Source organism: Pseudomonas sp. NBRC 111132 (genome assembly GCF_001320565.1).
Classification (GTDB): domain Bacteria; phylum Pseudomonadota; class Gammaproteobacteria; order Pseudomonadales; family Pseudomonadaceae; genus Aquipseudomonas; species Aquipseudomonas putida_P.
The window spans coordinates 92015-101082 of record NZ_BCBI01000016.1 but is presented as its reverse complement, the minus strand read 5'-3'; the positions used below and the strand labels follow the sequence as shown (position 1 = coordinate 101082).

The 9068-nt window shown below is 58.3% G+C and carries 11 protein-coding genes; all 11 read left to right on the top strand.

The genetic code is table 11. From position 1 onward, the window contains the following. The first annotated feature begins 27 nt into the window (after positions 1-27). The 11 genes from APH35_RS10430 (at position 28) to APH35_RS10380 (ending at position 8964) form a co-directional block, all read left to right on the top strand. Positions 28-819 carry a ParA family protein gene (locus tag APH35_RS10430; protein WP_012274913.1) on the top strand — a complete coding sequence of 264 codons (792 nt, stop codon included), beginning with the start codon at positions 28-30 and terminating at the stop codon, positions 817-819. Positions 820-828: 9 nt separating this feature from the next. Further along, positions 829-1701 (top strand): ParB/RepB/Spo0J family partition protein, encoded by an 873-nt coding sequence (locus APH35_RS10425; protein WP_012274912.1) that lies wholly within the window; start codon positions 829-831, stop codon positions 1699-1701. A gap of 149 nt (positions 1702-1850) precedes the next feature. After that, positions 1851-2258, top strand: coding sequence for a F0F1 ATP synthase subunit I (locus APH35_RS10420; protein ID WP_008092225.1), 408 nt, complete (start codon positions 1851-1853; stop codon positions 2256-2258). A 16-nt stretch (positions 2259-2274) separates the two neighbouring features. Then, a complete protein-coding gene (atpB, locus tag APH35_RS10415) occupies positions 2275-3144 on the top strand; it encodes a F0F1 ATP synthase subunit A (RefSeq protein WP_003260030.1) in 870 nt (289 codons plus the stop codon). A gap of 144 nt (positions 3145-3288) precedes the next feature. Further along, positions 3289-3546, top strand: a complete 258-nt coding sequence (atpE, locus tag APH35_RS10410) for a F0F1 ATP synthase subunit C (RefSeq protein WP_003097235.1) — start codon at positions 3289-3291, stop codon at positions 3544-3546. Positions 3547-3602: 56 nt separating this feature from the next. Continuing rightward, on the top strand, positions 3603-4073 hold the full coding sequence (locus APH35_RS10405; protein ID WP_003260032.1) for a F0F1 ATP synthase subunit B: 471 nt from the start codon (positions 3603-3605) through the stop codon (positions 4071-4073). Positions 4074-4085: 12 nt separating this feature from the next. After that, positions 4086-4622: a F0F1 ATP synthase subunit delta gene (locus APH35_RS10400; RefSeq protein WP_003253191.1), complete on the top strand. Its 537-nt coding sequence runs from the start codon at positions 4086-4088 to the stop codon at positions 4620-4622. A gap of 21 nt (positions 4623-4643) precedes the next feature. Beyond that, positions 4644-6188, top strand: a complete 1545-nt coding sequence (atpA, locus tag APH35_RS10395) for a F0F1 ATP synthase subunit alpha (protein ID WP_012274911.1) — start codon at positions 4644-4646, stop codon at positions 6186-6188. 48 nt (positions 6189-6236) lie between these two features. Next, positions 6237-7097 carry a F0F1 ATP synthase subunit gamma gene (gene atpG, locus APH35_RS10390; protein ID WP_012274910.1) on the top strand — a complete coding sequence of 287 codons (861 nt, stop codon included), beginning with the start codon at positions 6237-6239 and terminating at the stop codon, positions 7095-7097. Between the two features lie 27 nt (positions 7098-7124). Next, entirely contained in the window at positions 7125-8501 is a 1377-nt protein-coding gene (gene atpD, locus APH35_RS10385; protein ID WP_012274909.1) for a F0F1 ATP synthase subunit beta, read from the top strand. A 43-nt stretch (positions 8502-8544) separates the two neighbouring features. Beyond that, on the top strand, positions 8545-8964 hold the full coding sequence (locus tag APH35_RS10380; protein WP_012274908.1) for a F0F1 ATP synthase subunit epsilon: 420 nt from the start codon (positions 8545-8547) through the stop codon (positions 8962-8964). Positions 8965-9068 lie beyond the last annotated feature (104 nt).

Here is a 9068-nt window from a genome sequence, read left to right as displayed (position 1 = left end):
AAGGCATGACTGGGAACACGCGCATCAATGGCTAAGGTATTCGCAATCGCGAACCAGAAAGGTGGTGTAGGCAAGACCACCACCTGTATCAATCTCGCCGCCTCGCTGGCCGCGACCAAGCGTCGTGTGCTGCTGATCGACCTCGATCCGCAAGGCAACGCCACCATGGGCAGCGGCGTGGACAAGCACGAGCTCGAGCACTCGGTCTACGACCTGCTCATCGGGGAATGCGACCTGGCCCAGGCCATGCATTACTCCGAACACGGAGGCTTCCAGCTGCTGCCGGCCAACCGCGACCTGACCGCCGCCGAAGTGGTGCTGCTGGAAATGCAGGTCAAGGAGAGCCGCCTGCGCAACGCCCTGGCACCCATCCGTGAGAACTATGACTACATCCTCATCGACTGCCCGCCGTCGCTGTCGATGCTCACGCTCAACGCCCTGGTCGCGTCCGATGGCGTGATTATCCCCATGCAGTGCGAGTACTACGCACTGGAAGGTCTCAGCGACCTTGTGGATAACATCAAGCGCATCGCCGCCCGGTTGAACCCGGAGCTGAAGATCGAGGGCCTGCTGCGGACCATGTACGATCCGCGCCTTAGCCTGAACAACGATGTTTCGGCGCAGCTGAAAGAGCATTTTGGCCCGCAGCTGTACGACACGGTCATTCCGCGCAACATTCGCCTGGCCGAGGCCCCCAGCTTCGGCATGCCGGCCCTGGCTTACGACAAGCAATCGCGCGGCGCGCTGGCGTATCTGGCCCTTGCTGGGGAACTGGTTCGCCGTCAACGCCGTCAATCACGCACTGCACAAACAACTTAAGGAATCCGTATGGCCGTCAAGAAACGGGGTCTCGGACGTGGGTTGGATGCACTGCTCAGTGGTCCTTCCGTCAGCGCGCTCGAAGAGCAGGCTGTGAAGATCGACCAGAAAGAACTGCAACACCTGCCGGTCGAGTTGATCCAGCGTGGCAAGTACCAGCCACGCCGGGACATGGACCCGGAGGCGCTGGAAGAGCTTGCGCACTCGATTCGCACTCATGGCGTGATGCAGCCGATCGTGGTCCGCCCGATCGGCGACAACCGTTACGAGATCATCGCCGGCGAGCGCCGTTGGCGCGCCACCCAGCAGGCCGGCCTGGACACGATCCCGGCCATGGTCCGCGAAGTGCCAGACGAAGCCGCCATCGCCATGGCGCTGATCGAGAACATCCAGCGCGAAGACCTCAACCCGCTGGAAGAGGCCATGGCCCTGCAGCGGCTGCAGCAGGAATTCGAGCTCACCCAGCAACAGGTGGCTGACGCCGTGGGCAAATCGCGGGTAACCGTGGCCAACTTGCTGCGCCTGATTACCTTGCCCGAAGCGATCAAGACCATGCTCGCCCATGGCGATCTGGAGATGGGCCATGCCCGTGCATTGCTCGGTCTGGACGAAAGCCGTCAGGAGGAGGGGGCGCGTCATGTTGTCGCACGTGGCCTCACCGTGCGCCAAACCGAGGCATTGGTTCGCCAATGGCTCAGCGACAAACCTGATCCGGTCGAACAGAGCAAACCTGATCCGGATATCGCACGCCTTGAACAGCGGCTCGCAGAGCGCCTGGGCTCCGCCGTGCAGATCCGTCATGGCAACAAGGGAAAAGGCCAATTGGTTATTCGCTACAACTCGCTTGACGAGTTGCAAGGCGTGCTTTCTCACATCCGCTGAAACAATTGCTGTTGTAGCGCGCAGTCGGAAATCACTACCGAAGAGTTGAATAGGGGTTAATCCACCCCTATACTCTGCGCGCATTTTGTCGGCACAAATTATGCCAAGTCATAACTGACTTGTTGGTCGACTTCCGAGGAGCAGTTGTGATGGAAATCCGCACGCCAAACCGCCTGCCTTTCCATCGCTGGGCGGTTTTTCCGGTACTGCTGGCTCAATTCGTCGTACTGCTGCTGGCAACCTTGGTGTTGTGGCAGTGGAAAGGGGCGGTCAGTGGATATTCAGGCCTTTGCGGAGGTTTGATTGCCTGGCTGCCCAATGTGTATTTCGCCTGGAAGGCTTTTCGCTTCAGCGGGGCTCGGGCGGCACAAGCCATCGTCAAGTCGTTTTACGCTGGCGAGGCAGGCAAGATGATTTTGACGGCAGTGCTTTTTGCACTGACCTTCGCAGGAGTGAAGCCACTGGCGCCGTTAGCAGTATTCGGCGTCTTCGTGTTGACCCTTTTGGTCAGCTGGTTCGCGCCCCTGCTGATGAATAAAAGACTTTCGAGACCTTAGGGCGTTTGAGGCAACCATGGCAGCAGAAACCGCTTCGGGCTATATCCAGCACCACTTGCAGAACCTGACCTACGGTCAACTACCAGACGGCAGCTGGGGCTTCGCCCATTCGGCTGCAGAAGCCAAGGCAATGGGCTTCTGGGCGTTCCACCTGGACACCCTGGGTTGGTCCGTCGCGCTGGGTCTGATCTTCCTGTTCATCTTCCGCATGGCGGCCAAGAAGGCGACTTCCGGCCAGCCTGGCGGCCTGCAGAACTTCGTTGAAGTGATGGTGGACTTCGTCAACGGCAGCGTGAAGGACTCCTTCCACGGCCGTAGCCCGGTGATTGCACCGCTGGCGCTGACCATTTTCGTCTGGGTATTCCTGATGAACGCCGTCGACCTGGTACCGGTCGACTGGATTCCTCAGCTGGCCATCCTGATCTCCGGTGACCCGCACATTCCGTTCCGCGCCGTGTCGACCACCGACCCGAACGCGACCCTGGCCATGGCCTTCTGCGTGTTCGCCCTGATCATCTTCTACAGCATCAAGGTCAAGGGCCTGGGCGGCTTCATCGGTGAGCTGACCCTGCACCCGTTCGGCAGCAAGAACATCTTCGTGCAGATCCTGCTGATTCCGGTCAACTTCCTGCTGGAATTCGTCACCCTGATCGCCAAGCCGATCTCGCTGGCACTGCGTCTGTTCGGCAACATGTATGCCGGCGAGCTGGTGTTCATCCTGATCGCTGTAATGTTCGGCTCCGGCCTGCTGTGGCTCAGCGGCCTGGGTGTGGTGCTGCAATGGGCGTGGGCTGTGTTCCACATCCTGATCATCACCCTGCAAGCTTTCATCTTCATGATGCTGACCATCGTCTACCTGTCGATGGCCCACGAAGATAACCATTAAGACCGCCTGGCGTGTCTGATAGCCTTCCCCGCCTGTTCGGGGGGAGGGCTTAAAAAGTCCGCAAGGGCATGCTGTACCAAACGATTTGTTTTACCGCTTCAAACTAAAAACCTAACCAATACGACGTAAAAGTCGGGAGGAAAGATGGAAACTGTAGTTGGTCTGACCGCTATCGCTGTTGCTCTGCTGATCGGCCTGGGTGCTCTGGGTACCGCCATTGGTTTCGGCCTGCTGGGCGGCAAATTCCTGGAAGGCGCTGCTCGTCAGCCAGAAATGGTTCCGATGCTGCAGGTCAAAATGTTCATCGTTGCCGGTCTGCTCGACGCCGTAACCATGATCGGTGTTGGTATCGCTCTGTTCTTCACCTTCGCGAATCCGTTCGTTGGTCAGATCGCCGGCTAATCACTCGTCACCACGAGTTGATGGCTGTATGAATAAAGACCGAGCGAGGTGTTGGCGTGAACATTAATGCAACCCTGATTGGCCAATCCGTTGCTTTTCTGATTTTTGTACTCTTCTGCATGAAGTATGTATGGCCTCCGGTCATCACTGCCCTGCAAGAGCGCCAAAAGAAGATTGCCGACGGCTTGGACGCTGCCAACCGCGCAGCTCGCGACCTGGAGCTGGCCCAAGAGAAAGCGGGTCAGCAACTGCGTGAAGCTAAAGCACAGGCAGCCGAAATCATTGAGCAAAGCAAGAAGCGCGCTGCTCAGCTTGTCGAGGAAGCCCGTGACCAGGCCCGCGTCGAAGCTGACCGTGTGAAGGCTCAGGCTCTGGCCGAGATCGAACAGGAACTGAACAGCGCTAAAGACGCCCTGCGTGCCCAAGTGGGTGCTCTGGCTGTTGGTGGTGCTGAAAAGATCCTTGGCGCCACAATCGATCAAAACGCGCATGCGGAGCTGGTTAACAAACTGGCCGCTGAAATTTAAGCGAGGGCGATCATGGCAGAACTGACCACGTTGGCCCGACCTTACGCTAAGGCTGCCTTTGAGCATGCCCAGGCCCATCAGCAACTGGCCAATTGGTCAGCCATGCTCGGCCTGGCTGCTGCGGTGTCGCAAGACGACACCATGCAGCGCCTGCTCAAGGCCCCGCGACTGACGAGCGCAGAAAAGGCCGCCACGTTCATTGACGTGTGCGGTGACAAGTTCAATGCACAGGCACAGAATTTCATTCATGTTGCCGCGGAAAACGACCGTCTCCTGCTTCTGCCGGAGATTGCCGCTCTGTTCGACCTGTACAAGGCCGAGCAAGAGAAATCCGTGGACGTGGAAGTCACCAGTGCCTTCGCGTTGAACCAAGAACAGCAAGACAAACTCGCCAAGGTTCTCAGTGCACGGTTAGGCCAGGAAGTGCGCCTGCACGCGTCGGAGGATGCCAGCCTGATTGGCGGCGTCGTCATCCGCGCTGGTGACCTGGTAATCGATGGCTCTGTTCGCGGCAAGATCGCGAAACTGGCCGAAGCATTGAAATCTTGAGTTTGAAGGGGCAGCAGAGCAATGCAGCAACTCAATCCTTCCGAAATTAGTGAAATCATCAAGGGCCGCATCGACAACCTCGATGTGAGCTCCCAAGCCCGTAACGAAGGTACCGTTGTTTCGGTTTCCGACGGTATCGTGCGGATCCACGGTCTGGCCGACGTCATGTACGGCGAAATGATCGAGTTCCCGGGCGGCGTCTACGGCATGGCCCTGAACCTGGAGCAAGACTCCGTAGGTGCAGTGATCCTGGGTGCATACGACACCCTCGCCGAAGGCATGAGCGCCAAGTGCACCGGCCGCATCCTGGAAGTTCCGGTTGGTAAGGAACTGCTGGGTCGCGTCGTCGACGCACTGGGCAACCCGATCGACGGCAAAGGTCCTCTGGGCAACACCCAGACCGACGCGGTCGAAAAAGTTGCTCCAGGCGTGATCTGGCGTAAGTCGGTAGACCAGCCTGTACAGACTGGCTACAAATCCGTCGACGCCATGATCCCAGTCGGCCGTGGCCAGCGTGAGCTGATCATTGGCGACCGTCAGATCGGCAAGACCGCCATGGCCATCGACGCCATCATCAACCAGAAAGACTCCGGTATTTTCTGTGTTTATGTTGCTGTCGGCCAGAAGCGTTCCACCGTTGCCAACATCGTTCGCAAGCTGGAAGAAAACGGCGCCCTGGCCAACACCATCGTGGTAGTTGCCAGTGCTTCGGAATCCGCCGCACTGCAATTCCTGGCGCCATACGCCGGTTGCACCATGGGCGAGTTCTTCCGTGACCGCGGTGAAGACGCCCTGATCGTTTACGATGACCTGTCCAAGCAGGCCGTTGCCTACCGTCAGATCTCCCTGCTGCTGCGCCGTCCACCAGGACGTGAAGCGTACCCAGGCGACGTGTTCTATCTCCACTCCCGTCTGCTGGAGCGTGCATCGCGCGTTTCGGAAGAATACGTCGAGAAGTTCACCAACGGCGCTGTGACTGGCAAAACCGGTTCCCTGACCGCTCTGCCGATCATCGAAACCCAGGCTGGCGACGTTTCCGCGTTCGTTCCGACCAACGTGATTTCCATCACCGACGGTCAGATCTTCCTGGAATCGGCCATGTTCAACTCGGGCATCCGCCCTGCAGTGAACGCCGGTGTTTCGGTATCCCGTGTAGGTGGTGCCGCTCAGACCAAGATCATCAAGAAGCTGTCCGGTGGTATTCGTACCGCACTGGCTCAGTACCGTGAACTGGCTGCATTCGCCCAGTTCGCTTCCGATCTGGACGAAGCGACCCGCAAGCAGCTGGAGCATGGTCAGCGCGTAACCGAGCTGATGAAGCAGAAGCAGTACGCGCCGATGTCCATCGCGGACATGGCTCTGTCGCTGTACGCCGCTGAGCGTGGCTTCCTGACCGACGTAGAAGTCTCCAAGATCGGCAGCTTCGAGCAAGCACTGATCGCCTTCTTCAACCGTGATCACGCTGAACTGATGGCGAAGATCAACGTGAAGGGTGACTTCAACGACGAAATCGACGCAGGCCTGAAAGCCGGTATCGAGAAGTTCAAGGCCACCCAGACCTGGTAAGCCGCAGCGGGGGCTCTGGCCCCCGCTTGCTAACCTGATAGGTGATACATGGCAGGCGCAAAAGAGATTCGCAGTAAGATTGCGAGCATCAAAAGCACGCAAAAAATTACCAGCGCCATGGAGAAAGTGGCGGTCAGCAAGATGCGCAGGGCACAACTGCGCATGGCTGCTAGCCGTCCTTACGCGGAGCGTATCCGCCAGGTGATCGGTCATCTGGCCAACGCCAACCCGGAATACCGTCACCCGTTCATGATCGAGCGCCCTGTAAAGCGCGCCGGTTATATCGTGGTGAGCAGTGACCGTGGTCTGTGCGGTGGCTTGAATACCAACCTGTTCAAGGCCCTGGTCAAGGACATGAACGAAAACCGCGAACAGGGCGTGGAAATCGACCTGTGCGTGATCGGCAGCAAGGGTGCGACTTTCTTCCGCATCTTTGGCGGTAACGTCGTAGCCGCGATCAGCCACCTGGGCGAAGAGCCATCGATCAACGATTTGATCGGCTCCGTCAAAGTGATGCTGGACGCCTACCTCGACGGCCGTATCGATCGCCTCTCGGTGGTTTCGAACAAGTTCATCAACACCATGACCCAGAAGCCAACGGTCGAGCAATTGGTACCGTTGGTGGCAACCCCGGATCAGGATCTCAAGCATCACTGGGATTACTTGTACGAACCCGACGCAAAAGAGCTGCTGGACGGCTTGATGGTGCGTTACGTGGAGTCGCAGGTGTACCAGGCGGTGGTCGAGAACAACGCTGCTGAACAAGCGGCCCGGATGATCGCCATGAAGAACGCCACAGACAACGCCGGTGATTTGATCAAAGAGCTTCAGTTGATCTACAACAAGGCGCGTCAGGCTGCGATCACCCAGGAGATCTCGGAAATCGTCGGCGGCGCTGCCGCGGTTTAACGGTTCACATATTCAGAGGATCCAGCTATGAGTAGCGGACGTATCGTTCAAATCATCGGCGCCGTCATCGACGTGGAATTCCCACGTGACGTCGTGCCGAGTGTATACAACGCGCTGAAAGTACAAGGCGCGGAAACCACCCTGGAAGTTCAGCAGCAGCTGGGCGACGGCGTGGTTCGTACCATTGCGATGGGCTCGACCGAAGGCCTGAAGCGTGGTCTGGATGTCGTCGACACCGGCGCTGCCATTTCCGTTCCAGTTGGTAAGGCCACTCTGGGCCGTATCATGGACGTACTGGGCAACCCGATCGACGAAGCCGGCCCGATCGGCGAAGAAGAGCGTCGCGGTATCCACCAGCCAGCGCCTTCGTTCGCTGACCAGGCAGGTGGCAACGACCTGCTGGAAACCGGCATCAAGGTTATCGACCTGGTTTGCCCGTTCGCCAAGGGTGGTAAAGTTGGTCTGTTCGGTGGTGCCGGTGTCGGCAAGACCGTAAACATGATGGAACTGATCCGTAACATCGCCATGGAACACAGCGGTTACTCCGTGTTCGCTGGTGTGGGTGAGCGTACTCGTGAGGGTAACGACTTCTACCACGAGATGAAGGACTCCAACGTTCTCGACAAAGTAGCGCTGGTCTACGGTCAGATGAACGAGCCACCAGGAAACCGTCTGCGCGTAGCGCTGACCGGCCTGACCATGGCTGAGAAGTTCCGTGACGAAGGTAACGACGTTCTGCTGTTCGTCGACAACATCTATCGTTACACCCTGGCCGGTACTGAAGTATCCGCACTGCTGGGCCGTATGCCTTCGGCAGTAGGTTACCAGCCGACCCTGGCTGAAGAGATGGGCGTTCTGCAAGAGCGCATCACCTCCACCAAGGAAGGTTCGATCACCTCCGTACAGGCCGTATACGTACCTGCGGACGACTTGACCGACCCGTCGCCAGCGACCACCTTCGCCCACTTGGACGCCACCGTCGTTCTGTCCCGTGACATCGCCTCCCTGGGTATCTACCCAGCAGTCGACCCACTGGACTCGACTTCGCGCCAGCTGGACCCGAACGTGATCGGCAACGAGCACTACGACACCGCTCGTGGCGTTCAGTATGTTCTGCAGCGTTACAAAGAGCTGAAGGACATCATCGCGATCCTGGGTATGGACGAACTGTCCGAAGACGACAAGCAACTGGTAGCCCGCGCTCGTAAGATCCAGCGCTTCCTGTCGCAGCCGTTCTTCGTGGCCGAAGTCTTCACCGGTTCGCCAGGCAAGTACGTTTCCCTGAAAGACACCATCGCTGGCTTCAGCGGCATCCTCAAAGGTGACTACGACCACCTGCCAGAACAAGCGTTCTACATGGTCGGCAGCATCGACGAAGCGATCGAGAAAGCCAAGAAACTGTAATTCCTGCGCCCCGCAAGGGGCGCTATCAGGTTGAGGCAAACAGATGGCTATGACAGTCCATTGCGATATCGTCAGCGCGGAAGGAGAGATTTTCTCCGGCCTGGTCGAGATGGTAGTAGCGCACGGTAACCTGGGTGATCTTGGTATCGCTCCGGGCCACGCGCCGCTGATCACCAATCTCAAGCCTGGTCCGATCACGCTGACCAAGCAGGGTGGCACCCAAGAGGTGTTCTACATCTCTGGTGGCTTCCTCGAGGTTCAGCCGAACATGGTCAAGGTGCTTGCCGATACCGTGCAACGTGCTGCAGACCTGGATGAAGCGCAAGCTCAGGAAGCCCTCAAGGCTGCCGAGAACGCCCTGAATCTGAAAGGCGCGGACTTCGACTACGGTGCCGCCGCCGCACGTCTGGCCGAGGCCGCAGCCCAGCTGCGTACCGTTCAGCAAATGCGCAAAGGCAAGTAATTGGCCTTTGGCTGATCACTTCTATTGCGATTGAGTAAAAGGGTAGCCTCGGCTACCCTTTTTCTTTTTCTGTTTTCTCCCCCCGGTCTTTCACTGACCGCCCA

What these genes read in the sequence shown, in the direction of transcription:
- APH35_RS10430 (WP_012274913.1), top strand. Translation starts at nt 28, where the DNA reads ATGGCTAAGGTATTCGCAATCGCGAACCAGAAAGGTGGTGTAGGCAAG.
- APH35_RS10425 (WP_012274912.1), top strand. Translation starts at nt 829, where the DNA reads ATGGCCGTCAAGAAACGGGGTCTCGGACGTGGGTTGGATGCACTGCTC.
- APH35_RS10420 (WP_008092225.1), top strand. Translation starts at nt 1,851, where the DNA reads ATGGAAATCCGCACGCCAAACCGCCTGCCTTTCCATCGCTGGGCGGTT.
- atpB (WP_003260030.1), top strand. Translation starts at nt 2,275, where the DNA reads ATGGCAGCAGAAACCGCTTCGGGCTATATCCAGCACCACTTGCAGAAC.
- atpE (WP_003097235.1), top strand. Translation starts at nt 3,289, where the DNA reads ATGGAAACTGTAGTTGGTCTGACCGCTATCGCTGTTGCTCTGCTGATC.
- APH35_RS10400 (WP_003253191.1), top strand. Translation starts at nt 4,086, where the DNA reads ATGGCAGAACTGACCACGTTGGCCCGACCTTACGCTAAGGCTGCCTTT.
- atpA (WP_012274911.1), top strand. Translation starts at nt 4,644, where the DNA reads ATGCAGCAACTCAATCCTTCCGAAATTAGTGAAATCATCAAGGGCCGC.
- atpG (WP_012274910.1), top strand. Translation starts at nt 6,237, where the DNA reads ATGGCAGGCGCAAAAGAGATTCGCAGTAAGATTGCGAGCATCAAAAGC.
- atpD (WP_012274909.1), top strand. Translation starts at nt 7,125, where the DNA reads ATGAGTAGCGGACGTATCGTTCAAATCATCGGCGCCGTCATCGACGTG.
- APH35_RS10380 (WP_012274908.1), top strand. Translation starts at nt 8,545, where the DNA reads ATGGCTATGACAGTCCATTGCGATATCGTCAGCGCGGAAGGAGAGATT.